Below are 26,632 nucleotides of genomic sequence, written 5' to 3'. Positions count from 1 at the left end.
ACCGCAGTTGAGCACTTTGCCGCAATGATCCTTTTCAGACTTGTCCGGATTTTTTCCAGTGAGTTACTTGATGCCGGACGAGCCGGGCACGGTGACACCCGCGCCACGCGACGATATTCGCTGGTCAGAGGGGACAAGCCCGGTATGCGCTTCGTGCCGGACACCCAAGGCCGGCCGCGAGGACGGGAGATACGGCACGTACAGTGCGCTTGTGAACGTGACAGAGGCGATGTTCGGGACACGGCAGCGCGTGCTGTTGTCCAGCGGTGCAGCGGTGATCGCGGCTACTGCCGCAGCGGTGACACTGCTGACGGGTGGAGGCGGCGCACACAAGAACCCGCCGACCCGCGCCCGCGCCTACAGCCAGCAGCAGGCATGTCTACTGACCCCGGCCAACGGCCTGGCCGACTCCGCGGTGACCCCAGTATGGAAAGGGATGCAGGACGCATCCGCACGAACCAGGGCCAAAGTGTCCTACCTCGCCGTGACGGGGCCTCAGAACACCGCCAATGCCGCCCCGTACCTCGCTTCCCTGGTCTCCCGACAGTGCACCGTCGTCGTGACCGTGGGCACCGCGCCCGACGGGGCAGCCACCCGCGATGCCAAGCGCTATCCGAAAACGCGCTTCCTGCTGGCCAGCACCCACGCGCAAGGCTCGGGCAGCGCCAATCTCACGAACACTGGAATCACGCGCGCGGCCATTGCGTCAGCCGTGACGGCTGCCGTCCACAACTGACCTCTCCCTGCCCCAACCACGAGCTGACTTGCCCTGTCAGGGATCACAGGTCGCGCAGGCGAGCAATTCGCACAGCACGACGGTCGTGACTCCCCCGGAGCTACCCGAGGAACGACAGCCGCACATGGCGGTCGGGATTGTCCCTGTTGGTGTCCACCAGGCACACCGACTGCCAGGTCCCCAGCTCCAGCCGCCCCCCGATCACCGGAAGGGTCGCGTGCGGTGGCACCAGGGCCGGTACCACGTGGTCCCTGCCGTGGCCGGGGCTGCCGTGCCGGTGCTGCCAGCGGTCGTCGGCGGGCAGCAGTTCGTGCAGGGACGAGATGAGGTCGTCGTCGCTGCCCGCGCCGGTCTCCATGATCGCGATACCGGCCGTCGCATGCGGCACGAAGACGTTGAGCAGGCCGTCGCGGCCCGCCGCCGCCTCGCGGAGGAAGTCCTCGCACTCCCCCGTCAGGTCGGTGACGGTCTCACGGCCGCCTGTCCCGATGTGGACGGTGCGTGTGGTGAAGGTGTCTGACATGGCTCCCATCCTCCCGCGTGCGCGGCCGGAGTGCCTTCCGGGCCCCGTGCGCGGCCCGGAAGGCGCTCCGGCCGCGCGGGAAGATCCCGTAGGCCCGCACTGTTGGATGAAACGTGAACGACTTTGATGTGCGCGCGGTGGACGTGGTGGTCATCGGCGCCGGGCAGGCGGGCCTGTCCGGCGCCTACCATCTGCGGCGTGCCGGGCTGGTTCCCGGCCGGGATTTCGTCGTACTGGACCATGCGCCGCACGCGGGTGGTGCCTGGCAGTTCCGCTGGCCCACGCTCACCTACGGCAAGGTCCACGGGATGCACGCGCTGCCCGGTATGGAGCTGACCGGCGCCGACGGGGACCGGCCGTCGTCCGAGGTGGTGGGCGAGTACTTCACGGCGTACGAGGAGGCCTTCGGGCTCCGGGTGCGCCGGCCCGTCGACGTCACCGCGGTGCGCGAGGGCGACGGCGGGCGGCTGCGCGTCGAGACTTCGGAGGGTGTCTGGACCGCGCGTGCGGTGATCAGCGCCACCGGCACCTGGGACCGGCCGTTCTGGCCGCGCTACCCGGGCCAGGAGACCTTCCGCGGAAGGCAGTTGCACACCTCGGGGTACCGCGGCCCCCAGGAGTTCGCCGGGCAGCACGTGGTGGTCGTCGGCGGCGGGGCCTCCGGCACCCAGCATCTGATGGAGATCGCCGGTGTCGCCTCCGGTACGACCTGGGTGACGCGGCGCCCGCCGGTGTTCAGGGAGGGTCCGTTCGACGAGGAGCAGGGCCGGCGGGCCGTCGCCCTGGTCGAGGAGCGCGTACGGCGGGGACTGCCTCCACAGAGTGTCGTATCGGTGACGGGCCTCCCGGTGAACGACGCGGTCCGGGCCGCAAGGGACCGGGGTGTTCTGAACCGGCTGCCCATGTTCGACCGGATCACCCCGGAAGGGGTCGCCTGGGACGACGGCCGCACCGTGGCCGCGGACAGCATCCTCTGGGCCACCGGGTTCCGTGCGGCCATCGACCATCTGGCGCCGCTGAGGCTCCGTGAGCCGGGCGGCGGCATACGGCTCGACTCCACCCGTGCGGTCCGCGACGAGCGGATCCATCTGACCGGCTACGGCCCTTCGGCCTCCACCATCGGCGCCAACCGCGCCGGGCGCTCGGCGGTCCGTGACATCCGGCGGCTCCTCGACGGCTCCGGAGCCCCCCTGCCCGTCATCGGCGCGCCTGCCGCCTGACGGAGCGCGGCGCCAGGTTGACGGCACACGAAGTTGACGAACACGCGAACAGGGGCGCGGATGTTCGCTGGAACGTGTGATCGTACGGGATTGGCTTGCCCGGCCACCGTGCGGAGCGACATGCTTACTGTGCGCAAGCGACGGGCTGCAGACCGCGACTGCGCAGTCCCATGAACCACGCACAAGATGAACACGCACAAGGAGAACGCACCACCATGAACTTCCTCACCGACCTGCTTGTCGGCATCGTCCACTTCGTGGGTTGGCTCGTCTGACACCCCGTTCCGACCGGCGCCGTCGCTTCCCGTCCCACGGGAGCGGCGGCGCTGTCGTGTCACCACGTGCCCGCCGCGGGGTGTCAGACGGTCGGGGCCAGTTCGCCGTCCCTGCGGACCAGCGCCGCGTACCGGCCGTCCAGGGCGAGCAGTTCGTCGTGCGTACCGCGTTCGGCGACCCGGCCCCTGTCCAGCACCACGATCTGGTCGGCGTCCCTGACCGTGGAGAGCCGGTGCGCGATGGTGATGGTGGTACGGCCCGCCGACAGGCCGTCGATGGCCTGCTGCACGGCATGTTCGGTACGGGTGTCCAGAGCGCTGGTGGCCTCGTCCAGGATCAGGACCGGCGGGTCCCGCAGGATCGTACGGGCCAGGGCCAGGCGCTGCTTCTCGCCTCCCGAGAAGCGGTATCCGCGTTCACCGACCAGCGTCCCGTATCCGTCGGGCAGCGAGACGATGTGCTCATGGATCTGGGCGGCCCTGGCCGCCTCCTCCAGCTGGGCGTCGGTGGCGTCGGGTCTGGCGAAGCGCAGGTTGTCGGCGACCGACGCATGGAAGAGGTAGGTCTCCTGGGAGACGACGCCCACCGCCCGCGCCAGCGTGGCGAAGTCAAGTTCGCGTACGTCGACCCCGTCGAGCGTGACCTGGCCGCCGGTCACGTCGTAGAGCCGGGGCACCAGATAGCTGAGGGTGGACTTGCCCGAGCCGGTGGGGCCGACGACGGCGAGGCTGCCGCCCGCGGGCACCGCGATGTCGATCGCCTCCAGGGTGGGGCCGCTCTTCTCGTCGTAACCGAAGTCGACCTGGCGGAAGCGGACTTCGCCCCGGACCGCGTCCAGCCGTACCGGGCTCTCGGGTTCCGTGATGTCCACCGGCAGGTCCAGATACTCGAAGATCCGCTGGAAGAGGGCGATCGATGTCTGCATGTCCACCCCGGTCGACAGCAGGCTGACCGCAGGGCGGAACAGGCCCTGCTGGAGCGAGACGAAGGCGACGAGCGTACCGATGGAGACCTGCGGCCCGCCTTCGTGGAGGGCGAGACCCGCGGCCCAGTAGATGACGGCCGGCATGGCGGCCATCACGATGCCGATGGTCGACATCCGCCACCGCCCGGCCATGCTGGAGCGCACTTCGAGGTCGACGAGCCGTTCGGACTCCGTGGCGAATCCGCGGGTGAGCGAGTCGGAGCGTCCCATGGTGCGCCCGAGCAGGATGCCGCTGACGGAGAGCGACTCGGTGACGGTGGCGGCCATCACCGCCATCTGCTTCTGCCGCTCGGTGGTGATCCTCTTGCGCTCACGGCCGACCCGGCGGCTGATCCAGACGAAGACAGGGAGCAGCAGGAGCGACACGACCGTCAGCCGCCAGTCGAGCGCGACCATGGCGACGACGGTGGCGATGACGGCCGTGAGGTTGGAGACCAGGGAGGTCGCGGTGGAGGTGACCGTCGCCTGCATACCGCCGATGTCGTTGGCGATGCGGGACTGGACCTCACCGGTGCGTGTCCGGGTGAAGAAGGCGAGCGGCATCCGCTGGAGCTGGGCGTAGACGGCGGTGCGCAGATCGTGCATGACGCGCTGTCCGACCGTGGTCGAGATCAGGGTCTGGAGCACTCCGAAGACGCTGTTCACGACCGCGGTGGCGATCATGCCCAGGGCGAGCAGGCTCAGCAGGCCGGTACGGCCCTGCGGGATCGCGGTGTCGAGGATCGCGCGCAGCATGAACGGCGAGGCGACCGAGACCAGCGACGAGGCGCAGACCAGCAGCCCCACGAGCGCAAGGCGCACGCGGTAGGGGCGGAAGAGCCGGACGATGCGCCGCACTTCGGCGGGCGGCTGCCCGGCCGCTGGGGGCGGGGGCGTCCCATCGGGGCGTTCGGGTTTCATGGGCTCCTTCGGCGGGTGGCTCGGCAGTGGTCCGGGGTGGTGCGGGCCCGGGTGGTGCGGCGGTGATTCCAGCAGAGAATCCGGCTGGGGTCCGGCAGGCGGCGCGGGACGGCGCCGCCGCGGTGCCGGATCCGCCGCGGTCACCGCACATGGCGTGAGATGGCGTGGGAGGGGATGGCATGGCGTGAGAACGGAACAGCCCCGGACGCACCGGGGCGGCCCGTCGAGCATAATGCACTGTTACCTATACTCACAATGCACATGGTCCTGTTACTGTTCGCCCATGTCCTCACCCCCGGGCGCCCCCGACGCCGACGGCCTGCTGGCCGAGCAGCTCCTGCGGCTGACGCGCAGGCTCCACCGGATCCACAAGCAGCATCTGGGGCCGGTCGGCGTCACCCCCGCGCAGTCCCGTCTGCTGCGTACGGTCGCGCACTGCGCCGAGCCGCCGCGCATGGCCGACCTGGCCCAGCGGCTCGAAGTGGTGCCGCGTGCCGTGACCAGCCTCGTCGACGCCCTGGAGGAGAGCGGTGACGTCCGCAGGGTGCCTGATCCGAGCAACCGCCGGGTGGTACGGATCGAGCTGACCGAGAGCGGCCGGGCCACCCTGCGTGCGCTGCGCGACGCCCGCCGCCGGGCCGCGGAGGAGATCCTCGCGCCCCTCGCCGCCGATGAGCGCGAGGCCCTCGGCGATCTGCTTGCCACCCTGATGGACGGGGCGGGCGGGAACCGCCCCTGACGGCAGCCCGCACTCGCCGGGCCACGCCGGGGACCGCGTCTCCGTTCACCGCCGTCGCCGTGCACCCGATCCCCGTACACCCGGTCTTCCGAACGACCGCCCTCCGTACAACCCCCCGAACCCCGTACACCCCACCCGTACAGCGCCCCAGCCCAGGAGGCTCCCCCCATGCCGCTGCTCGACCCGAAGCCCGGTGCACTCCGTCCGCGTACGGAGCGGGCGCCGGCGCCCGACCGTGTCCCGGACGCCCGGTCGTCCGGGACCCCCGAGCCGCTGCGCGGGGAGCTGACCGCGCTGCTGGGCGAGGAGAAGGTGCTGTCGAAGGTCTCCGACCTCGTGCGGTACGCGTCCGACGCCAGCCCCTACCGCTTCGTCCCCCAGGTCGTGGTGGTCGCCGAGGACATCGGTGATGTGTCCGCCGTGCTCGCGTACGCGAGGGACCACGGCCGTCAGGTCGTCTTCCGGGCGGCGGGCACCTCGCTGAACGGGCAGGCCCAGGGCGAGGACATCCTGGTCGACGTCCGCCGCCACTGGTCCGGCATCGAGGTCCTGGACGACGGCGCACGCGCCCGCATCGGTCCGGGCACCACCATCGTGCGCGCCAACGCGACGCTCGCCCGGCACGGCCGCGTCCTGGGCCCCGACCCGGCCAGCGCCATCGCCTGCACCCTCGGCGGTGTCGTCGCCAACAACGCGTCCGGGATGACGGCGGGCACCACCCGCAACTCCTACCGCACGCTCGCCTCACTGACCTTCGTACTGCCGGGCGGCACCGTGGTCGACACGGCCGGTCCGGCCGCCGACGACGCCCTCGCCGCCGCCGAGCCCGAGCTGTGCGCGGGGCTCCTCGCGGTGAAGGCCGAGATCGAGGCGGACCCGGAGCTGACCGCCCGGATCCGGGCCAAGTACGAGATCAAGAACACCAACGGCTACCGTCTGGACGCCTTCCTGGACGGCGCCACTCCCGTCGAGATCCTGCGCGGGCTGATGGTCGGTTCCGAGGGCACCTTCGGCTTCATCTCCGAGGTCGTCTTCGACACCCTGCCGCTGGACCGGAAGCTCTCCACGGCCCTGCTCTTCTTCCCGAGCCTGCGCGCGGCGGCCGCGGCGGTGCCGGTCTTCAACGAGGCCGGGGCGCGGGCCGTGGAGCTGATGGACGGCAATACGCTGCGCGCCTCGGTCAGTGTGGCGGGGGTCCCGGGCGACTGGGCGGAGCTGCCCAAGGAGACGACGGCGCTGCTGGTCGAGTTCCGGGCGCCGGACGACGCGGGCAGGGAGGCGTACGAGCGGGTGGCGGCCGAGGCCGTCGCCGGGCTGGATCTGGTGGTGCCCGTCGCGTCCGTGACCAACGCGTTCACCCGCGACCCGGAGGTCATCGCCGGGTACTGGAAGGCGCGCAAGGCGTTCGTCACCGCGGTCGGCGGTGCCCGCCCGTCCGGTACGACACTGATCACCGAGGACTTCGCCGTACCGCCGTCGAAGCTCGCCGACGCCTGCACGGAGCTGCTCGCACTCCAGACCCGGCACGGTTTCGACGCCGCCGTGGCCGGTCACGCGGCCCACGGCAATCTGCACTTCCTGCTCGCCTTCGACGCGGGGCTGCCCGGGGACGTCGCCCGTTACGCGGCCTTCATGGACGAGTTCTGCCGGCTGACGGTCGAGCGCTTCGACGGTTCGCTCAAGGCCGAGCACGCCACCGGGCGGAACATCGCGCCCTTCCTGGAGCTCGAATGGGGCCCGCGGGCAACGGAGTTGATGTGGCGGATCAAGCAGATCATCGACCCCGACGGGGTGCTCGCCCCGCGCGTCGTACTGGACCGTGACCCGGAGGCCCATCTGCGCGGGCTCAAGACCATCCCCAGGGTGGAGCTGATCGCCGATCCCTGTATCGAATGCGGCTTCTGCGAGCCCACCTGCCCCAGCCACGATCTGACGACGACACCGCGCCAGCGGATCGTGCTGCGCCGCGAGATGATGCGCCAGTCCCCCGGCGCCCCGGTCGAGGACAGCCTGCTCGACGCGTACGGATATGACGCGGTGGACACCTGCGCGGGCGACTCCACCTGCAAGCTCGCCTGCCCGGTGGGGATCGACACCGGGGCGATGATGAAGGACTTCCGGCACCGGCGGCACACCCCGCGCGAGGAGCGGGTGGCCGCACTGACGGCACAGAACTTCCGGACGGTCGAGGCGGCGGCGCGGCTCGCGGTCGGCGCGGCCGACCGGATCTCCGACCGGCTCCTCGAATCCGTCACCGGCCTCGCCCGCAAGGCGGTACGTCCCGATCTGGTCCCGGAGTGGCTGCCGGAGATCCCCGGGGCGGCCGCCCGAAGGCTGCCGCGCACCTCCCGCAGGGGCTCGGCCGCGGTCTACTACCCGGCCTGCGTCAACCGGATCTTCGGTGAACCGGCCGGGTTCCGGGGGCCGTCGCTCCCCGAGGCCGTGGTGGCGCTCGCCGAGCGGGCCGGGCAGCCGGTGTGGATCCCGGACGACGTCGCCGGGACCTGCTGCGCGACGATCTGGCACTCCAAGGGGTACGACGAGGGCAACGCGGTGATGGCCAACCGCATCGTGGAGGCCGCCTGGGGCTGGACCGGTGGCGGCAAGTACCCGCTGATCGTGGACGCTTCGTCGTGCACCCTGGGCATCGCCCACGAGGTGGTCCCCTACCTCACCGACGACAACCGTGAGCTGCACAGCGCGCTGACGATCACCGACTCCGTCGTCTGGGCGGCGGACGAGCTGCTCCCCCGTCTCACCGTGCTCCGCAGGGCGGGTTCCGCGGTGCTCCACCCCACCTGCTCGATGCAGCACCTCGGCGACGAGGCACAGTTGCGGGCGGTCGCCGAGGCGTGCGCCGATGAGGTCGTCGTTCCGGACAGCCTCGGCTGCTGCGCCTTCGCCGGGGACCGCGGGATGCTGCACAAGGAGCTCACGGCGGCCGCGACGGCGCCGGAGGCGGCCGAGGTCAATGCCAGGGAGTTCGACGCGTACCTCTCGGCGAACCGGATGTGCGAGGTCGGCATGGACCGGGCGACGGGGCGGAGTTACCACTCCGTGCTGCTCGAACTGGAGCGGGCGACGCGCCCGGAGCCCGGCACCGCCCGGCGCGGCTGATCCGGCGGGGCGGCCCTGCGCGGCCGGTACGATCGCGTCGCGTCCGGGGCCCCGGGCCGGAAAATCGATTGCCCCGAAGCGTGGTGGAGCGCGAACCTTGCACGGTTTGAGCCCCTCTTCGACTTCTGGGACCCCATGCAGATTCACGACCTTCCCTATCCGGACCCAGGCGATCCCGACGTACGGTCAGGCCCCCGTTTCCTCTACTGGCTCGGGCGCAACCAGCTCGGCGGCCAGTGCCGCTCCCTCGCCTGGGGGCTGCTGCACCAGTGCGGGATCGCCGGACTGCCGCTGGCGGTCGGCTTCGCCGTCCAGGCGGTGGTGGACCGTTCCGGCAGCCGGCTGGCCCTCTCCGGCGGGCTGATCCTGCTGCTCGGCGCGGTGATCGCGGTGGGCGACACGATGCAGCACCGGACCGCGGTCACCAACTGGATCACCGCGGCCGCCCGGGTCCAGCAGCTGCTCGCGAGGAAGACCTCCGAGCTGGGCTCGGCGCTGACCCGGCGGGTCGCGGCGGGTGAGGTCGTCGCGGTGTCCACCGGGGACGTGGAGAAGATCGGCTGGTTCGTCGAGGCGCTCTCGCGCTTCCTCGCCGCCGCGACGGTACTGGTCGTCATCTGTGCCGCTCTGGTGGTCTATCTGCCGTCGCTGGGAATCGTGGTGGCACTCGCCATGCCGGTACTGGCGCTGGCCGTCCTGCCGTTGCTGTCCAGAGCCACCGCGCGCGCCGATGTGCAGCGGGAGAAGGCGGGCCGGGCGACCGAGCTGGCGGCCGACACGGTCGCCGGGCTGCGGGTGCTGCGCGGCATCGGGGGCGAGGAGCTCTTCCTCACCCGCTACCGGGCCGCCTCGCAGGAGGTGCGCAGGGCCGCCGTACGCAGCGCCCGCATGTGGTCGCTGATCTCCGGGATCCAGGTGCTGCTGCCGGGACTGCTGCTGATCGGTGTGGTCTGTTACGGCGCCCGGCTGGCCGCCGACGGACGCATCGAGGTCGGTCAGCTCGTCACCGTGTACAGCGCCGTGACCCTGCTGCTCTTCCCGCTGCGGAACTTCCAGGAGATCGCCATGGCCTACTCGTTCTCCCGGCCGTCGGCGAAACGCGCGGCGCGCGTACTGGCGCTTGAGCGCACCGTGTCCGGTGTGACGGACGACCGCCCCGCCGACGGCGCGGCGCGGTGCGCACCCGCGCCAGGCGGTGATCTCTACGATCCGGTGACCGGACTCCTCGCCTCGGCCGGACAGTTGACGGCTGTGGTGTGCGGCGACCCGGACGCCGCGGGCGCCCTGGCCGAGCGGCTCGGCGGGCACGCCACCAGCGAGGACGCGGGGAAGCTCCCCTCGGTCCTGCTCGGCGGGGTCGCGCTCGACGATCTGCCGCTGGACGCCTCACGTACGGCCGTCGTGGTCCAGGACAAGGATCCGGTGCTGCTGTCCGGCACCCTGAGCGAGCTGCTCGACGTGCCATCGTCCGGCCGGGTGGCGGCGGCGGACGCGCTGACGGCCGCGCAGTGCGCGGATGTGCTTCAGGCGCTGGCCCAGGCCGCTGTCGAGCCGGGCGGCGATCCGCTGCGGACGAGGATCACCGAACGCGGGCGGTCGCTCTCCGGCGGACAGCGGCAGCGGCTGGCGCTGGCGCGGTCGCTGGTGACCGATCCGGAGGTGCTGGTGCTCGACGAGCCGACGTCGGCCGTCGACTCGCACACCGAGGCGCGGGTCGCCCAGGGGGTGAAGGAGCTGCGCGCGGGGCGTACGACGGTGGTGTTCGCCTCGTCCCCGCTGCTGCTCGACCACGCGGACCGGGTGGTCTTCGTACACGGGGGCGCGGTCGCCGCCACCGGCCCGCACCGTGAGCTGCTCCACGGCGACCCGCGGTACCGCGCGGTCGTCACCCGCGGCCCCGGCGACGAGGCGGACGGTGCTGACCGGCCGTCCCGCGCCGGAACGGCGGACAAGGCACCGGACACCTCCGGTGCCCCACAGGCTTTCGCAGACATCGAGGAGTCGGCATGAGAGGAGTCGGCATGATCGGCGTCGCGCCCCCGGCGTACGACCCGGCGGCGCCGGAGACGGCGACCACACTTCCGGTGGGTACGCCCACGACGGTACGGACATACGTCCGCGAACTGATGGGCCGTCACAGGCGGGCTTTCACCCTGCTCATCGCGGCCAACGCCGTCGCGGTGATCGCCTCACTGGTCGGCCCCTACCTCCTGGGCGGGCTCGTCGAGGACCTCTCGGGCGGCGGCCGTGACCTCCATCTGGTGCGTGTGGCCGTGGTGTTCGCGGTCGCGCTGGCCGTCCAGACGTACTTCGTACGGCTGATGGAGCTACGCGGTGCGATGCTCGGCGAGGAGATGCTCGCCGATCTGCGCGAGGACTACCTGGTGCGGTCGGTGGCGCTGCCGCCGGGCGTTCTGGAGCGGGCCGGTACCGGCGATCTGCTCTCGCGTATCACCACCGACATCGACCGGCTGGCGAACGCCATGCGCGAGGCGGTGCCGCAACTGGCGATCGGCGTGGTGTGGGCGGGGCTGCTGATCGGCGCGCTGACCGTGACCGCGCCACCGCTCGCGCTCTCGGTCCTGGTCGCACTGCCCGTGCTGGTCACCGGATGCCGCTGGTACTTCAAGCGGGCGCCTTCGGCCTACCGTTCGGAGGCCGCCGGATACGCGGCGGTCGCGGCGATGCTCGCGGAGACCGTCGACGCCGGGCGGACCATCGAGGCGCACCGCCTGGGGGGCCGCCGGGTGTCGCTCTCGGACCGGCGCATCAAGGAGTGGACCGCCTGGGAACGCTACACACTGTGGCTGCGGTCGGTCCTCTTCCCGGTCATCAACGTCACCTATGTGACCATCCTCGGCGCGGTGCTGCTGCTCGGCGGGTTCTTCGTGCTCCAGGGCTGGCTCAGCGTCGGACAGCTCACCACGGGGGCGCTGCTGGCCCAGATGATGGTCGATCCGGTCGGGCTGATCCTGCGCTGGTACGACGAACTCCAGGTCGCCCAGGTGTCGTTGGCCCGGCTCGTCGGAGTGCGCGAGATCGAGCCCGATGCCGGCGACGAGGAGATCGGGCCGGACGGGCGTACGGTACGCGCCGACGCGGTGCGCTTCGGCTACCGGGAGGGCGTCGACGTACTGCACCGGGTGACGCTCGATGTGGCACCCGGCACCCGGATGGCGCTGGTCGGGCCGTCCGGCGCGGGGAAGTCGACGCTGGGCCGGCTGCTGGCGGGGATCTACGCGCCGCGCACCGGTGAGGTCACGCTGGGCGGCGCCGAGCTGTCCCGGATGCCCGCCGAGCGGGTACGGGAACACGTCGCGCTGGTCAACCAGGAGCACCATGTCTTCGTGGGCTCGCTGCGCGACAATCTGCTGCTGGCCAGGGCGGGCGCCGACGACGCGGAGCTGTGGGCGGCACTCGGCGCGGTCGACGCGGACGACTGGGCCGCGGGGCTTGAGGCGGGGCTGGACACCGGGGTCGGCTCGGGCGGTCTGGCCCTCACCCCGGCGCAGGCCCAGCAGATCGCGCTGGCCCGGCTGGTGCTCGCCGATCCGCACACGCTGGTCCTGGACGAGGCGACCTCACTGCTCGACCCTCGGGCGGCCCGTCATCTGGAGCGTTCGCTGGCCCGGGTGCTGGACGGGCGGACGGTGGTGGCGATCGCGCACCGGCTGCACACCGCGCACGACGCGGATGTGATCGCGGTGGTCGAGGAGGGCCGCATCAGCGAGCTGGGCAGCCACGACGAGCTGGTCGCGGCGGACGGCGCGTACGCGGCGCTGTGGCGCTCCTGGCACGGATGAGCGCGGCGGGCCGGGGCCTCCGGGGGCGGCTCCGGCCCGCAGGTCTTCGGCCCCGGGCTGCCGGACCCGCCCGCCGCCGCACCTCCGCGGACGGCCCGGCCCGCGTACCGCCTCAGATGACGCCGAGCGCGAACGCGCAGCTCACCCCGCCCGCCAGCATGAAGACCGGCATCAGCACCTTGAGCTCCACCCAGCTGCCCGCCCGGAACCGCATGAACTTGGGCGGTCCCACATGGCGCCAGTGCTTGCGGCCGAGCGGTATCGGCCAGAAGATCGGGCAGCCCGAGACCGTGATGGCGTCGCCGATGTCGTGGATCAGGGCGCCCAGGACGATCGGCAGACCCAGCCACATGTACTGCTGGGGCTCGCCCAGCCACAGGAAGTGCTGGCCGGGATCGGTGAAGAACCAGTCGGAACCGTTGCCCGGCTCGTCCAGGATCCCGGCGAGGATCCAGGCGCTGGCAGCGGCCAGCAGCCAGACCAGGACCGTGCTGCTGGCCGGGCGCGCGGCACGCCACAGCAGGCCCTCGATGGCGAGCACCATATGGACGAAGAGAATGCCGAGGACCGCCCAGCGGCCGCCGTAGACCGCCAGGGCGGAGGCTCCGGCACCGAGCAGGACCGCCCACACCCCGGTGTGCGTAAGGGTGCGGTGACCGCCGCCCTTGCGGGGGTCACCCTTGCCCCTCGTGACCTTGTAGACGACACCCGCCACCACGTCCACCAGCGCGCACAGCCCGAGGGACAGCGGCCCGAACGCGTTGGATATCGTCGCGGCCTTGTGATCGAGGTCGGGAGCCAGCGCCGCCCCGGCGCTGATCAGCGCTCCGACCACGAGGACCGGCCACGGCATCGGATGGCCGTACGCCGTCGCCGCCGCCCCCACCCCCAGCCAGGCAGCCGCCCCTGACAGCGAGTGCGCCGGTCCCATCATGGTTCGTCCCGCCCCGTTTTCCGTTGTGCTGAAGCCCAGTTGAGCGCTGTCCGAGAAGGAAGCGTATCGCTCATGATCTTCGCGAGGACAGCCGGTTCCCCCTCGCGGCGAGAAGGCAGGCAAGATGGAGGCGTGACCCTTATCGATCAGCTCCCCGCGACCGCCGACCCCGACGCTCTCTTCGAGGCTTTCTCGTCGTGGGCGGAGGGTCAGGGCATCACGCTCTATCCGGCTCAGGAGGAGGCGCTGATCGAGGTGGTCTCCGGGGCCAACGTGATCCTCTCGACCCCCACCGGGTCGGGAAAGAGCCTGGTCGCGGCGGGTGCGCACTTCGCCGCGCTGGCCCATGACAAGGTCACTTTCTACACCGCGCCGATCAAGGCCCTGGTCTCGGAGAAGTTCTTCGACCTGTGCAAGCTCTTCGGCACCGAGAACGTCGGGATGCTCACCGGCGACGCGTCGGTGAACGCGGACGCCCCGGTGATCTGCTGCACCGCCGAGGTGCTGGCATCGATCGCGCTGCGCGACGGCAAGTACGCCGACATCGGCCAGGTCGTGATGGACGAGTTCCACTTCTACGCGGAACCGGACCGGGGCTGGGCCTGGCAGATCCCCCTCCTGGAACTGCCGCAGGCGCAGTTCGTCCTGATGTCCGCGACCCTCGGTGACGTCTCGCGGTTCGAGGCGGACCTGACCCGGCGCACCGGCCTGCCCACCTCGGTGGTCCGCTCGGCGACCCGCCCGGTCCCGCTCTCGTACGAGTACCGGCGGACCCCGATCACCGAGACGCTGACCGAGCTGCTTGAGACCAAGCAGTCGCCCGTCTACATCGTGCACTTCACCCAGGCCGCGGCGGTCGAGCGCGCACAGTCGCTGATGAGCATCAATATGTGCAGCCGGGAGGAGAAGGACCGGATCGCCGACCTTATCGGCAACTTCCGCTTCACCACCAAGTTCGGCCAGAACCTCTCGCGTTATGTGCGCCACGGCATCGGCGTCCATCACGCGGGGATGCTCCCCAAGTACCGCCGTCTGGTCGAGAAGCTGGCGCAGGCGGGCCTGTTGAAGGTCATCTGCGGTACGGACACCCTGGGGGTCGGGGTCAACGTCCCCATCCGCACGGTGCTGTTCACCGCGCTGACGAAGTACGACGGGACGCGGGTCCGTACGCTCCGCGCCCGGGAGTTCCACCAGATCGCGGGCCGCGCGGGGCGGGCCGGGTTCGACACCGCGGGCTTCGTCGTCGCGCAGGCCCCCGAGCACGTGGTGGAGAACGAGAAGGCGCTCGCCAAGGCCGGCGACGACCCGAAGAAGCGCCGCAAGGTGGTCCGCAAGAAGGCACCGGAAGGCTTCGTCGCCTGGAGCGACACCACCTTCGAGAAGCTGATCGCAGCCGATCCCGAGCCTCTGACCTCGCGGTTCCGGGTCAGCCACACCATGCTGCTCTCGGTGATCGCCCGGCCGGGCAACGCTTTCAAGGCGATGCGCCACCTCCTGGAGGACAACCACGAGCCGCGCAAGGCGCAGCTGCGGCACATCCGCCGGGCCATCGCGATCTACCGTTCGCTGCTCGACGGCGGTGTGGTGGAGCAGCTGGACGCGCCGGACGCCGAGGGCCGCATCATCCGGCTCACCGTCGACCTCCAGCAGGACTTCGCGCTCAACCAGCCGCTGTCCACGTTCGCGCTGGCCGCTTTCGACCTGCTGGACGCCGAATCCCCCTCGTACGCCCTGGACATGGTCTCGGTGGTCGAGTCGACGCTGGACGACCCGCGGCAGATCCTCGCCGCCCAGCAGAACAAGGCCCGCGGTGAGGCGATCGGCCAAATGAAGGCCGAGGGGATGGAGTACGAGGAGCGCATGGAGCGGCTCCAGGAGGTCACGTACCCCAAGCCGCTCGAAGAGCTGCTGGTGCACGCCTACAACGTCTACCGTACGAGCCATCCGTGGGTCGGCGACCACCCGGTGTCGCCGAAGTCGGTCATCCGTGACATGTACGAACGGGCCATGACCTTCACCGAGTTCACCTCGCACTACGAACTCGCCCGCACCGAGGGCATCGTGCTGCGGTACCTGGCGGGCGCGTACAAGGCGCTCGACCACACCATCCCGGACGACCTCAAGTCCGAGGACCTCCAGGACCTCATCGCCTGGCTGGGCGAGCTGGTCCGCCAGGTGGACTCCAGTCTGCTGGACGAGTGGGAGCAGCTGGCCAACCCGGAGGTGGAGACCGCGGAGCAGGCGGCCGAGCGCGCCGACCAGGTCAAGCCGGTCACGGCCAACGCCCGCGCCTTCCGGGTCCTCGTACGCAACGCCATGTTCCGCCGGGTGGAGCTGGCGGCGCTGGACAACGTGGCCGCGCTCGGCGAGCTGGACGGCGAAGCGGGGTGGGACGAGGACGCCTGGGGCGAGGCGATGGACGCCTACTGGGACGAGTACGACGACCTGGGCACGGGGCCGGACGCGCGCGGCCCCAAACTGCTGATCATCGACACGGACGGGGAGAACGCCCCGCACGGGGTGTGGCGGGTGCGGCAGATCTTCGCCGACCCGAACGGCGACCACGACTGGGGCATCAGCGCGGAGGTGGACCTCGCCGCGTCCGACGAGGAGGGCCGTGCGGTCGTCCGGGTCACCGCCGTCGGCCAGCTGTGACCCGGGCAACCGCCGTGACCTGGAAGGACACCGAATGACCAGCCCCACCGAGAGACTGATCGACCTGCTGGACCTGGAGCAGATCGAGGTCGACATCTTCCGCGGGCGCAGCCCGCACGAGTCCCTGCAGCGGGTCTTCGGCGGACAGGTCGCGGGCCAGGCCCTGGTCGCGGCAGGCCGCACCACCGACGGGGAGCGGCCGGTCCACTCGCTGCACGCCTACTTCCTGCGGCCGGGCAGGCCGGGGGTGCCGATCGTCTACCAGGTGGAACGGGTCAGGGACGGCCGCTCCTTCACCACCCGCCGGGTGACCGCCGTCCAGCAGGGCCGCACCATCTTCAATCTGACGGCCTCCTTCCACCGGCCCGAGGAGGGCAGCTTCGAGCACCAGGCGCCGCCGGGCCGGGAGGTGCCGGACCCGGAGACGCTGCCGTCGGTCTCCGACGAGATCCGTGAGCACCTGGGCGAACTGCCCGAGGCGCTGGAGCGGATGGCCCGCAGACAGCCCTTCGAGATCCGGTATGTGGACCGGCTGCGCTGGACCCCCGACGAGATCGAGGGCGCCGATCCGCACAGCGCGGTGTGGATGCGGGCGGTCGGGCCGCTCGGCGACGACCAGCTGATCCACACCTGTGCCCTCACGTACGCCAGCGACATGACGCTGCTGGACGCGGTCCGTATCCCGGTCGAGCCGCTGTGGGGGCCGCGCGGATTCGACATGGCGTCGCTGGACCACGCCATGTGGTTCCACCGCCCGTTCCGTACGGACGAGTGGTTCCTCTACGACCAGGAGTCGCCCATCGCGACGGGCGGGCGGGGGCTGGCCCGGGGCCGGATCTTCGACCGTGCGGGGAATCTGCTGGTCTCGGTCGTCCAGGAGGGCCTGTTCCGCAGACTCGGCGCCTGATCCGGCGGGCTGCGGGAGTGCCGTGACGGGGCCCCGCGGGGCGGGTCCGGCAGTCGGACCAAGCCACAGAGCGGCCCCGCCGGACTTCTCCTACGGTGTGATCATGTCCCAAGCGATGTGGTGTTCTGTCAGGATTCGTGCGGCTGTGGCCGTTTCCCTGCCCGCACTGGTGCTCGCCTCCCTCTCGTCGGCCGCGCGGGCCGACAGCAGTCCCGCGCCCCGGCCGGCCGCGGACAGCGGACGGTCCGCGCTGTACGGCACCGGCGTCCAGGTGGCGTCCGGGGCCGCCCGGCCGCCCGAGACGACGGCGCTGTCGTGGATGGTGACCGATCTGCGCACCGGCCGGGTGCTGGCGGCCAGGAACGCGCACCGGCCACTGCCCCCGGCCAGCACGCTCAAGACGCTCTTCGCGCTGACCGTGCTGCCGAAGTTCCCGCCGCAGGAGGTGCACCGCGCGGACCTGACCGACCTCACCGGGCTCCAGCCCGGAAGCAGCCTGGTCGGGATGCGGGAAGGCACTCGGTACACGGTCGCCGATCTGTGGCGCGGCGTGTTCCTGGCCTCGGGCAATGACGCGGTGCACACCCTGGCGACGATGAACGGCGGTGTACCGGCGACCATCAGGAGCATGCAGGCGACCGCCCGCCGGCTCGGGGCGCACGACACCGTGGTCAAGTCGGCCGACGGATACGACACCCCGGGGCAGCACTCGTCGGCGTACGACCTGTCGCTGTTCGCCCGCGCGGGTCTGACGAATCCGGAGTTCCGGCAGTTCGCCTCGACCAGGACCGCGCGTTTCCCCGCGTCGGGCGGGCCGGACGCCTTCGGCATCCAGAACACGAACAGGCTGCTCGTCGGGTCGCACGGTGTCACGCAGTACCCCGGCCTGCTCGGGGTGAAGAACGGCTACACGACGGAAGCGGGCAACACCCTGGTCACCGCCGCCCAGCGGAACGGGCGCACCCTCCTGGTGACCGTCATGAACCCGCAGTCCGGGCAGCCGAACGGCGCCTACGACGAGACACGCTCCCTGTTGGACTGGGGGTTCGCGACGGCGCCCACCGTCTCACCGGTGGACGTGCTGCCCGCCTTCCACCCGGCGCGTCCCCCGGCCCCCGCCGGCAGCAGGGCGCCCGCCGAACACACGCCCCCGGTGGCGGCTTCGCAGACCTCGCACATCACGGTGTCCGGCTGGACGGCCTTCCTGTTCGCCGGCGGGGTGGCCGCCGCCGCGCTGGCCGGCGCCCTGCTGATCGCCCGCCGCCGGGCGCGCAGACAGGGCGGACCGGCCTGAGCCGGTGAGCGGTCAGCGGGGCCGGGGGGGCGCAGGACGGGGGCGTTGGCCGGGTGTTCACGGGTCTCTGGAACAGTACGTACCACTGACCTACGACAGGAGCTGACGATGAGCCTGTACGACATCCCGCTGCACACCCTGACCGGCGACGCGACCTCCCTGGCCGACTACCGGGGCAAGGCGGTGCTGCTGGTGAACGTGGCGTCCAAGTGCGGACTCACCCCGCAGTACGCCGGTCTCGAAAAGCTTCAGCAGCAGTACGGGGAGCGCGGCTTCACCGTCATCGGGGTGCCCTGCAACCAGTTCGCCGGGCAGGAGCCGGGCAGCGCCGAGGAGATCCAGACCTTCTGCTCGGCCAGTTACGGGGTGACGTTCCCGATGCTGGAGAAGACCGACGTCAACGGCGCCGGGCAGCACCCGCTCTACGCGGAGCTGACGAAGGTGGCCGACGGTGCGGGTGAGGCCGGGGACGTCCAGTGGAACTTCGAGAAGTTCCTGATCTCGCCGACGGGCGAGGTCGTCTCCCGGATCCGACCGCGCACCGAGCCGGAGGCGCCTGAGGTCGTGGCGGCCATCGAGGCGCAGCTGCCGGCCTGACGGAGCGGCCCGGACCGATAAGGCGGCCCGGCCCAGGGAAGCGGAGCAAGCCCGCGGAGGATTCTCCGCGGGCCTGCTGTGCTCCTGGTACGGGATCCCGTCGGCCGGATCCCGTACCGGCCGGGCGGGGCGGCACGGGCCGCCTCAGCGGATCGGCATGCCCGCCAGGGTCCGGGCGATCACCAGACGCTGGATCTCGCTGGTGCCCTCGAAGATGGTGTAGATCGCGGAGTCGCGGTGCATGCGCTCGACCGGGTACTCACGGGTGTAGCCGTTGCCGCCCAGGATCTGGATGGCCTGGGCCGTGACCTTCTTGGCCGTCTCGCTGGCGTACAGCTTGGACATGGAGCCCTCGGCCGCGGTGAACGGCTTGTTCGCCGACGCCATCCAGGAGGCGCGCCAGACCAGCAGGCGGGCCGCGTCGATCTGCGTCCGCATGTCGGCGAGCTGGAAGGCGACGCCCTGGTTGTCGATGATCGGACGGCCGAACTGGCTGCGGGTCTTCGCGTAGTCCAGCGCGACCTCGTATGCCGCCCGCGCGGTGCCGACCGCCATGGCGCCGACCGCGGGGCGGGACGCCTCGAAGGTGGCCATCGCCGCGTTCTTCACACGCTCGCCGCCGCCCTGCTTCGCACGCTCCCGGGCGCGGGCCAGCCGCTCGTCCAGCTTCTCCTTGCCGCCGAGCAGACAGTGGCCCGGTACCCGGACGTCCTCCAGGACGACCTCGGCGGTGTGGGAGGCGCGGATGCCGTGCTTCTTGAACTTCTGGCCCTGCGTCAGGCCCGGTGTCCCCGGCGGGACGATGAACGAGGCGTGCCCCTTCGATCCGGCGTCGGGGTCGACGACGGCGACCACGACATGGACGTTGGCGATGCCGCCGTTGGTCGCCCAGGTCTTGGTGCCGTTGAGCACCCACTCGTCCTTGGCCTCGTCGTACACCGCGCGGGTCCGCATCGCGGCGACGTCGGATCCGGCGTCGGGTTCGGACGAGCAGAAGGCCGCGACCTTGACGTCGTTCGCGTCGCCGTACATCTGCGGGATCCAGGTGCCGATCTGGTCCTCGGTGCCGTTGGCGAGGACCCCGACCGCGGCCAGACCCGTACCGACGATCGAGAGCGCGATGCCCGCGTCGCCCCAGAAGAGCTCCTCCATCGCCATGGGGATACCGAGGCCGGTGGGGTCGAAGAACTGCTGGGCGTAGAAGTCGAGCGAGTAGATGCCGACCTTGGCCGCCTCCTGGATCACCGGCCAGGGGGTCTCCTCACGCTCGTCCCACTCGGCGGCAGCCGGGCGGATGACGTCCGCGGCGAATCCGTGGATCCAGTCACGGACCTGCTTCTGGTCATCGTTGAGTTCGAGCGTGAACTCGGCCATGTCCCCTCCAGCACTGCGTTCCATCGGAATGTTACTTGCGGTAACCGCAGTCTGTTACTGGCAAGTAGCCCCTGTCAACCTCCAGGGTCGCCCCCGGCACGGGCCCCCGGTCGGGTGTTACGTTTCGGCAGGGGGCCGGACCGGGCGGCGCAAGCACCACGGATCCGCGTCACAGAGCCAGAATCGCAGGGCGGGGAAGAGGTACCCATGGGGACCACACAGGCCACACCGGCCGGACAAGCAGCGCAGACCACACAGCAGCGCTCGGCACACAGCCGGCGCCGGGAGCTGCTGGAGGCGGCCGACCGGGTCGTGCTGCGGGACGGCCCGAAGGCGTCCATGAACGCCATCGCGGCCGAGGCGGGGATCACCAAGCCCATCCTCTACCGGCACTTCGGCGACAAGGGCGGCCTCTACCGGGCGCTCGCCAAGCGCCACACCGACGCACTGCTGAGCGCGCTGCGGGCCGCGCTGGACGCTCCGGCCGGCCGGCGGGAGCGCGTCGAGGCCACGCTGGACACCTATCTCGCGGCGATCGAGGCCAGACCGCAGGTCTACCGCTTCCTGATGCATCCGGCCGACGACGGCCAGCAGCCCGAGCAGACCTTCGACGTGGGGCTGCACTCGGCGCCGCTGCTGCGCAGGCTCGGCGAGGAGCTGGCCAAGGTGATCGCCGAACGCGTCGACCTCGGTCCGGGCAGTGAGCAGCTGGCGCGGGTCTGGGGTCATGGCATCGTCGGGATGATGCACGCGGCGGGCGACTGGTGGCTCGGTGAACGCCCCTGCCCGCGGGAGCAGTTGGTCAGCAGCCTCGCCGATCTCCTCTGGGGCAGGCTCTCCACGGCCTCCGACCGCACCGGCGGACCGGGCTTCTGAAACACCCGGCCGCGGCAGCCGTCCGGCGGGCACGGCAGTGCGGCGGCGAGGGACAAGGGGCTCAGGGGCGAAAGGGGCTCAGGGCAAGGGGCAGGGCCCTCAGGGTCCCAGCGGTTCAGCCCGGACTCGTGGGTGCGGTGCGCTCAGCGGATCAGCCCGGCCCGGCGGCCGGCCCGCAGCGCCCTGCCGCGGCGCCATCCGGCCAGCCGGTCGGTGTACATCAGGCCGTCGAGATGGTCGCACTCGTGCTGGAGGCAGCGCGCGAAGAACCCGGTGCCGCTGACCGTGACCGGCTCCCCGGTCACCGAGAAGCCCTCCACGACGGCATGGTCGAAGCGCGGCGTGCCCGCCTCGATGCCGGGCAGTGAAAGACAGCCCTCGGCGCCGCGCACGGTGACCCCGTCGGCCTCCACCAGCCGGGGGTTGACCAGATGTCCGAGATGGCGGACGTCCTCGTCGTCCGGGCAGTCATAGACGAACACCCGCAGCCCGGCGCCGATCTGATTCGCCGCGAGGCCGACACCCCGTGCCGCGTACATCGTCGCGAACATGTCCTCGACGAGCCCGGCGAGCGAGGCGTCGAAGCCCGCCACCGGCTCGCAGGGCGCGTGCAGCACGGGATCGCCGTACGGACTCATCGTCCGCACGGCTCCGGAACTGCCGGGGATCGGGCGGTTTCGCATGACGGCAAGCGTACGTTCCGCCCGGAACAGCGCCGCCCCGGTGGTGCCGAGGTCGGGCGCACGGCCGGATCTCGATAGGCTGAGCCCCGCGCCGACGCAAGGAGGATCTAGGACGATGGACGGCAACACGGAGCCGCTGTCGCCGCGGGCCAAGCTGGCCGTGACGGCAGGCAAGGCCGCGGCAGCGGTATCGCGCGCCGCGGGGCGCGGCAGCGGATCGGTGATCGGCGGCAAGGTCGCACTGCGGCTCGACCCCGACCTGCTCGGGCGCCTCGCCCAGCATCTGGACGTGATCCTGGTCTCGGCGACGAACGGCAAGACCACCACGACCCGGCTCATCGCCGAGGCGCTGCGCGCAGCGGGCCCGGTCGTGTCGAACGCCCTGGGCGCCAATATGCCCGCGGGCATCACCTCCGCGCTGGCGGGCGGTTCCGACGCGCGCTTCGGCGTGATCGAGGTCGACGAGAAGTACCTCGCCGGAGTCGCACGCGACACGACACCCAAGGCGATCGCGCTGCTGAACCTCTCCCGCGACCAGCTCGACCGGGCGGGCGAGACCCGCATGCTGGCCGAGCGGTGGCGGGAGGGGCTGGCCGGGACGAAGGCCGTCGTCATCGCCAACGCGGACGACCCGCTGGTCGTGTGGGCCGCTTCGTCCTCCCCCACCGTGGTCTGGGTCGCGGCCGGCCAGGAGTGGAAGGACGACGCCTGGTCGTGCCCGTCCTGCGGCGGTGTGCTCCAGTGGCCGAACGACGAGTGGTTCTGCGCGGACTGCGGTTTCCGCCGCCCGGCGCCCAGTTGGGCGCTCTCCGGGGACTACGTCGTCGATCCGCACGGTTCGGCCTGGCCGATCCACCTCCAGCTGCCGGGCCGGGCCAACAAGGCGAACGCGACCACGTCGGCGGCCGTCGCGGCGACCTTCGGTGTCCCGCCGCAGGTGGCGCTGGAGCGGATGTACGGCGTGCAGGCTGTCGCGGGCCGGTACGACGTGGTGTCGTTCCTCAACCGTGAGGTACGGCTGCTGCTCGCCAAGAACCCGGCGGGCTGGCTGGAGACGTTCTCGCTGATCGATCCGCCGCCGACGCCGGTGATCCTCGCCGTCAACGCCCGCGGCGCCGACGGCACGGACACCTCCTGGCTCTGGGACGTCGACTACACCCGCCTCGCGGGCCACCCCATCTTCGTCATCGGCGACCGCAAGCTGGACCTCGCGGTACGGCTCGAAGTGGCCGGGCTCCAGTTCCAGGTCTGCGAGACGGTGGACGAGGCGGTCCAGTACGCGCCGCCCGGCCGGATCGAACTGATCGCCAACTACACCGCGTTCCAGGACGTGCGCCGCCGCGTCGGCAACTGACCTCAGAGGAAACGATGATGAGCGACAACAGCCTGCGTCTGGTGTGGGTCTACCCGGACCTGCTGAGCACCTACGGCGACCAGGGCAACGCCCTGGTGGTGGAGCGCCGGGCCCGCCAGCGCGGCCTCGACGTGACCCGTATCGACGTGCGCAGCGACCAGCCGGTGCCGACATCCGGCGACATCTATCTGATCGGCGGCGGCGAGGACCGCCCGCAGCGGCTGGCGTCCGAGCGGCTGCGCAGGGACGGCGGGCTCAGCAGGGCGGCCTCCAACGGCGCGATCATCTTCTCGGTCTGCGCCGGGTACCAGATCCTCGGCCACGAGTTCATCAACGACCTCGGCGAGCGCGAGCCGGGCCTGGGGCTCCTCGACGTGATCTCGACCCGCGGCGAGGGCGACCGCTGCGTCGGCGACGTGTACGGCGACATCGACCAGCGGCTCGGCCTGCCGCCGCTGACCGGTTTCGAGAACCACCAGGGCATCACCCATCTCGGGCCGACCGCCCGCCCGTTCGCCCGCGTCCAGCTCGGCCGGGGCAACGGCACGGGCGACGGCACCGAGGGCGCGTACAACGACACCGTCTTCGGTACGTACATGCACGGCCCGGTGCTGGCCCGCAACCCGCAGATCGCCGATCTGCTGCTCAAGCTGGCCCTGGACGTCAACGCGCTGCCGCCGACCGACGACCGCTGGTACGAGGCGCTGCGGGCCGAGCGGATCGCGGTGGCAACACAGCCCGCATGAGGCCCGATACGTACATCTGAGCGGCGTCCAGCAGGCGGACGCCCGCTACGTCTCCGCAGCCCTCCGCCGGTAGGCTGACGGGGATCCAGCCCGGACGACGTGGTCCGGTCACAGGCCCACGTTGCAAAGGTAAGTCGGGCAATGCGAATTGGTGTCCTCACCTCCGGCGGCGACTGCCCCGGTCTGAACGCCGTCATCCGCTCGGTCGTGCACCGCGCCGTCGTCGACCACGGCGACGAGGTCATCGGCTTCCACGACGGGTGGAAGGGCCTGCTCGAATGCGACTACCGCAAGCTCGACCTCGACGCGGTGGGCGGCATCCTGGCCCGCGGCGGCACGATCCTCGGCTCCTCGCGGGTGCAGCCGGCGCATCTGCGTGACGGCGTGGAGCGCGCCCGGGGGCATGTCGCCGATCTGGGGCTCGACGCGATCATCCCGATCGGCGGCGAGGGCACCCTGAAGGCGGCGCACCTCCTCTCCGAGGCCGGGCTGCCGATCGTGGGTGTGCCGAAGACCATCGACAACGACATCGCGTCGACCGATGTCACCTTCGGTTTCGACACGGCCGTGGGGGTCGCGACCGATGCCCTCGACCGGCTGAAGACCACCGCCGAGTCGCATCAGCGGGTACTGATCGTCGAGGTCATGGGGCGCCACACCGGGTGGATCGCGCTGCACTCGGGCATGGCGGCGGGCGCGCACGCCATCGTCGTCCCCGAGCGCCCCTTCGACATCGACGAGCTCACCGAGCTGGTCGGCCGGCGCTTCTCGGCGGGCAAGAAGTTCGCGATCGTGGTGGTCGCCGAGGGCGCCAAGCCGCGCGAGGGCTCGATGAGCTTCGATGTGGGCGCCAAGGACATGTACGGGCACGAGCGGTTCGCCGGGGTCGCCAGGCAGCTCTCCATCGAGCTGGAGGAGCGTCTCGGCAAGGAGGCCCGTCCGGTGATACTCGGTCATGTGCAGCGCGGCGGCACCCCCACCGCGTACGACAGGGTCCTGGCCACCCGGTTCGGCTGGCACGCCGTGGAGGCCGCGCACCGCGGTGCTTTCGGCATGCTGACCGCCCTGCGCGGCACGGAGATCACCATGGTGCCGCTGGGCGAGGCCGTGGAGACCCTCAAGACCGTGCCCGCCGAGCGGTACGCCGAAGCGGAGTGCGTCCTCTGAGCCTCCTCTGACGTTCCCCATTCGCCCGATACGGTACGAACTGCCCCCGGCCACAACTGCGGCCGGGGGCAGTTCTACTCTGGTGCGGACATCAGGCACGAATCAGGAGTGAGTGGATGGACCACAGCGGGCACGGCATGCCCATGGACGGCATGACCATGGATCTGCCGCCGTTCACGCTGGGACGGGGGCTGGGTTTCTCCGCGGACCCGTTCTTCCTGATCGGCTGTCTGGTGGGGCTCGCGCTGTACGGCTGGGGCGTGGTCCGGCTGCGCAGGCGCGGTGACAGCTGGCCGGTCCACCGGATCGCGCTCTTCGTCGTCGGGGTGCTGACCGTCGGCCTCACGATGTGCACGAAACTGAACGACTACGGCATGGTCATGTTCAGCGTGCACATGGTGCAGCACATGATCATCAGCATGCTCTCCCCCATCCTGCTGCTGCTCGGCGCGCCGGTGACCCTGGCCCTGCGCGCCCTGCCCGTCGCGGGCCGGGGCAACCGCAAGGGTCCGCGCGAGCTGCTGCTGATGCTGCTGCGGAGCCGCTACATGCGGATCATCACGCACCCGGCCTTCACCATCCCGCTCTTCATCGCCAGCCTCTACGGGCTCTACTTCACCCCGCTCTTCGACTTCCTGATGGGCTCGATGACCGGACACATCGTGATGATGGTCCACTTCCTCTTCGTGGGGCTGATCTTCTTCTGGCCGATCATGGGGATCGACCCGGGACCGCACCGGCCGGGGTACGTCATGCGGATGCTGGAGCTCTTCGCCGGGATGCCCTTCCACGCGTTCTTCGGCATCGCGCTGATGATGGCGTCCGAGCCGATGGTGCAGGTGTACAAGCACCCGCCCATGTCGCTGGGGATCGACGCGCTCTCGGACCAGGAGGCCGCGGGCGGTATCGCCTGGGCGTTCAGCGAGATCCCGTCCGTACTGGTGCTGATCGCGCTGGTCTTCCAGTGGTACAGCTCCGAGCAGCGGGTCTCCCGGCGCTCCGACCGGGCCGAGGACCGCAACGGCGACCAGGAGCTGGCCGCCTACAACGCCTACCTGGCGTCACTCCAGGCACGCGGCCAGTAGCGGAGAAGGCCCCCGGCGGGCGACGATGGCCCTCCACCTTCGGAGGAGGAGCGGCCATGCCCGGTTCTGTGAAAACGATGGGTGTCATCACCGTGGGGGCCCTGGTCACGGTGACGGGGTATTCGGTGGTGCTCGGCAGCAACGGCTGGCTGTGGTTCGGCTGGGTGGTGCTGGGTCTGGTGACCGTCGGGATGGTCGCGGCGCGCGGCAGCAGCTGAGCGGCCGGGCCGGGGCGCTCAGAACCGGAAGACCGGGCCGGTGGCCGCGTCGAGCGAGCAGGCGTTGGCGAAGGTCCGGTCCCAGTGGGTGGGCCGGCCGCCCCACGTCCCGGCGACGGTGGCCTCCACCGGATCGGACTGCCTGGTGCAGGGCCGCGGCTCGCCGTCGAGACGGTCGAAGCTGCCGCCGGCCCGGTCGAGCGCTCGGCAGGCGGCCGAGGCGTCGGGGTGCGAGCCGTCCTCTCCCGCCGGCGCGCACCGGAGCAGCACGCTGCGGTTCCGGTCGGGGTGCGAGGGCGACGCGACGGTGAGGACGAGTCCGCTCGGGCGGATGGGCGGCGCTCCGGCGGCGGCCTGCGCGGGCGCCGCGGCGGCGAAAGCGAGCAGGGCCGCAGCGGCGGACATCGTACGGGGGCGCATCCGGTCCTCCAGGAACTCGGCAC

At 71.2% G+C, this 26,632-nt stretch carries 22 protein-coding genes; 16 read left to right on the top strand and 6 right to left on the bottom strand.

The features are described from left to right. Window positions 1–211 precede the first annotated feature (211 nt). A complete protein-coding gene (locus ACWGKJ_RS12565; protein WP_385019126.1) occupies window positions 212–736 on the top strand; it encodes a type 1 periplasmic-binding domain-containing protein in 525 nt (174 codons plus the stop codon). Between the two features lie 100 nt (window positions 737–836). Here ACWGKJ_RS12565 and ACWGKJ_RS12560 read toward each other — a convergent pair whose 3' ends face one another. Further along, on the bottom strand, window positions 837–1,259 hold the full coding sequence (locus ACWGKJ_RS12560; RefSeq protein WP_385019128.1) for a secondary thiamine-phosphate synthase enzyme YjbQ: 423 nt from the start codon (window positions 1,257–1,259) through the stop codon (window positions 837–839). Between the two features lie 128 nt (window positions 1,260–1,387). Between ACWGKJ_RS12560 and ACWGKJ_RS12555 the strand changes: the two genes are divergently transcribed. Next, a complete protein-coding gene (locus ACWGKJ_RS12555) occupies window positions 1,388–2,479 on the top strand; it encodes an NAD(P)-binding domain-containing protein (RefSeq protein WP_385019264.1) in 1,092 nt (363 codons plus the stop codon). Between the two features lie 358 nt (window positions 2,480–2,837). Here ACWGKJ_RS12555 and ACWGKJ_RS12550 read toward each other — a convergent pair whose 3' ends face one another. Continuing rightward, window positions 2,838–4,640, bottom strand: coding sequence for an ABC transporter ATP-binding protein (locus tag ACWGKJ_RS12550; RefSeq protein WP_385019130.1), 1,803 nt, complete (start codon window positions 4,638–4,640; stop codon window positions 2,838–2,840). 283 nt (window positions 4,641–4,923) lie between these two features. Here ACWGKJ_RS12550 and ACWGKJ_RS12545 point away from each other — a divergent pair, with 283 nt between their 5' ends. From ACWGKJ_RS12545 to ACWGKJ_RS12530, 4 genes are all read left to right on the top strand, one after another. Beyond that, window positions 4,924–5,379 carry a MarR family winged helix-turn-helix transcriptional regulator gene (locus ACWGKJ_RS12545; protein WP_385019132.1) on the top strand — a complete coding sequence of 152 codons (456 nt, stop codon included), beginning with the start codon at window positions 4,924–4,926 and terminating at the stop codon, window positions 5,377–5,379. 168 nt (window positions 5,380–5,547) lie between these two features. Then, a complete protein-coding gene (locus ACWGKJ_RS12540) occupies window positions 5,548–8,496 on the top strand; it encodes an FAD-binding and (Fe-S)-binding domain-containing protein (protein ID WP_453315723.1) in 2,949 nt (982 codons plus the stop codon). 135 nt (window positions 8,497–8,631) lie between these two features. Then, the gene (locus tag ACWGKJ_RS12535; RefSeq protein ID WP_385019136.1) at window positions 8,632–10,506 is read left to right on the top strand and encodes an ABC transporter transmembrane domain-containing protein; all 1,875 of its coding nucleotides are present in this window, start codon (window positions 8,632–8,634) and stop codon (window positions 10,504–10,506) included. 11 nt (window positions 10,507–10,517) lie between these two features. After that, window positions 10,518–12,299 carry an ABC transporter ATP-binding protein gene (locus ACWGKJ_RS12530; protein ID WP_385019266.1) on the top strand — a complete coding sequence of 594 codons (1,782 nt, stop codon included), beginning with the start codon at window positions 10,518–10,520 and terminating at the stop codon, window positions 12,297–12,299. Between the two features lie 112 nt (window positions 12,300–12,411). Here ACWGKJ_RS12530 and ACWGKJ_RS12525 read toward each other — a convergent pair whose 3' ends face one another. Beyond that, window positions 12,412–13,233 (bottom strand): metal-dependent hydrolase, encoded by an 822-nt coding sequence (locus tag ACWGKJ_RS12525; protein ID WP_385019138.1) that lies wholly within the window; start codon window positions 13,231–13,233, stop codon window positions 12,412–12,414. Between the two features lie 72 nt (window positions 13,234–13,305). Here ACWGKJ_RS12525 and ACWGKJ_RS12520 point away from each other — a divergent pair, with 72 nt between their 5' ends. The 4 genes from ACWGKJ_RS12520 (at window position 13,306) to ACWGKJ_RS12505 (ending at window position 18,686) form a co-directional block, all read left to right on the top strand. After that, on the top strand, window positions 13,306–15,888 hold the full coding sequence (locus ACWGKJ_RS12520; RefSeq protein ID WP_385019140.1) for a DEAD/DEAH box helicase: 2,583 nt from the start codon (window positions 13,306–13,308) through the stop codon (window positions 15,886–15,888). 34 nt (window positions 15,889–15,922) lie between these two features. Beyond that, window positions 15,923–16,795 carry an acyl-CoA thioesterase gene (locus ACWGKJ_RS12515; RefSeq protein ID WP_385019142.1) on the top strand — a complete coding sequence of 291 codons (873 nt, stop codon included), beginning with the start codon at window positions 15,923–15,925 and terminating at the stop codon, window positions 16,793–16,795. 145 nt (window positions 16,796–16,940) lie between these two features. Further along, window positions 16,941–18,089, top strand: a complete 1,149-nt coding sequence (locus tag ACWGKJ_RS12510) for a D-alanyl-D-alanine carboxypeptidase family protein (protein ID WP_385019144.1) — start codon at window positions 16,941–16,943, stop codon at window positions 18,087–18,089. 108 nt (window positions 18,090–18,197) lie between these two features. Next, entirely contained in the window at window positions 18,198–18,686 is a 489-nt protein-coding gene (locus ACWGKJ_RS12505) for a glutathione peroxidase (RefSeq protein ID WP_385019146.1), read from the top strand. A 144-nt stretch (window positions 18,687–18,830) separates the two neighbouring features. Here the strand turns inward: ACWGKJ_RS12505 and ACWGKJ_RS12500 are convergent, their stop codons facing one another. Further along, window positions 18,831–20,060, bottom strand: coding sequence for an acyl-CoA dehydrogenase family protein (locus ACWGKJ_RS12500; RefSeq protein WP_385019148.1), 1,230 nt, complete (start codon window positions 20,058–20,060; stop codon window positions 18,831–18,833). Between the two features lie 207 nt (window positions 20,061–20,267). On the opposite strand from ACWGKJ_RS12500, the gene ACWGKJ_RS12495 reads away from it, so the two are divergent. Continuing rightward, window positions 20,268–20,936 (top strand): TetR family transcriptional regulator, encoded by a 669-nt coding sequence (locus ACWGKJ_RS12495; protein ID WP_385019150.1) that lies wholly within the window; start codon window positions 20,268–20,270, stop codon window positions 20,934–20,936. Between the two features lie 143 nt (window positions 20,937–21,079). Here the strand turns inward: ACWGKJ_RS12495 and def are convergent, their stop codons facing one another. Continuing rightward, window positions 21,080–21,619, bottom strand: coding sequence for a peptide deformylase (gene def, locus ACWGKJ_RS12490; RefSeq protein ID WP_385019152.1), 540 nt, complete (start codon window positions 21,617–21,619; stop codon window positions 21,080–21,082). Between the two features lie 115 nt (window positions 21,620–21,734). Between def and ACWGKJ_RS12485 the strand changes: the two genes are divergently transcribed. The 5 genes from ACWGKJ_RS12485 (at window position 21,735) to ACWGKJ_RS12465 (ending at window position 26,189) form a co-directional block, all read left to right on the top strand. Then, on the top strand, window positions 21,735–22,973 hold the full coding sequence (locus ACWGKJ_RS12485) for a MurT ligase domain-containing protein (RefSeq protein ID WP_385019154.1): 1,239 nt from the start codon (window positions 21,735–21,737) through the stop codon (window positions 22,971–22,973). Between the two features lie 17 nt (window positions 22,974–22,990). Next, window positions 22,991–23,719: a type 1 glutamine amidotransferase gene (locus tag ACWGKJ_RS12480; protein ID WP_385019156.1), complete on the top strand. Its 729-nt coding sequence runs from the start codon at window positions 22,991–22,993 to the stop codon at window positions 23,717–23,719. Between the two features lie 141 nt (window positions 23,720–23,860). Then, window positions 23,861–24,886 (top strand): 6-phosphofructokinase, encoded by a 1,026-nt coding sequence (locus ACWGKJ_RS12475; RefSeq protein ID WP_385019158.1) that lies wholly within the window; start codon window positions 23,861–23,863, stop codon window positions 24,884–24,886. 116 nt (window positions 24,887–25,002) lie between these two features. After that, window positions 25,003–25,971 (top strand): cytochrome c oxidase assembly protein, encoded by a 969-nt coding sequence (locus ACWGKJ_RS12470; RefSeq protein WP_385019160.1) that lies wholly within the window; start codon window positions 25,003–25,005, stop codon window positions 25,969–25,971. Window positions 25,972–26,027: 56 nt separating this feature from the next. Continuing rightward, complete coding sequence (locus tag ACWGKJ_RS12465) at window positions 26,028–26,189, top strand: hypothetical protein (protein WP_385019162.1); 162 nt, start codon at window positions 26,028–26,030, stop codon at window positions 26,187–26,189. A gap of 18 nt (window positions 26,190–26,207) precedes the next feature. Here the strand turns inward: ACWGKJ_RS12465 and ACWGKJ_RS12460 are convergent, their stop codons facing one another. Then, a complete protein-coding gene (locus ACWGKJ_RS12460; RefSeq protein WP_385019164.1) occupies window positions 26,208–26,609 on the bottom strand; it encodes an SSI family serine proteinase inhibitor in 402 nt (133 codons plus the stop codon). Window positions 26,610–26,632: the final 23 nt, after the last annotated feature.

It is taken from the genome of Streptomyces sp. NPDC054757, assembly GCF_053612185.1.
This window is presented reverse-complemented; position numbering and strand designations above follow the sequence as displayed.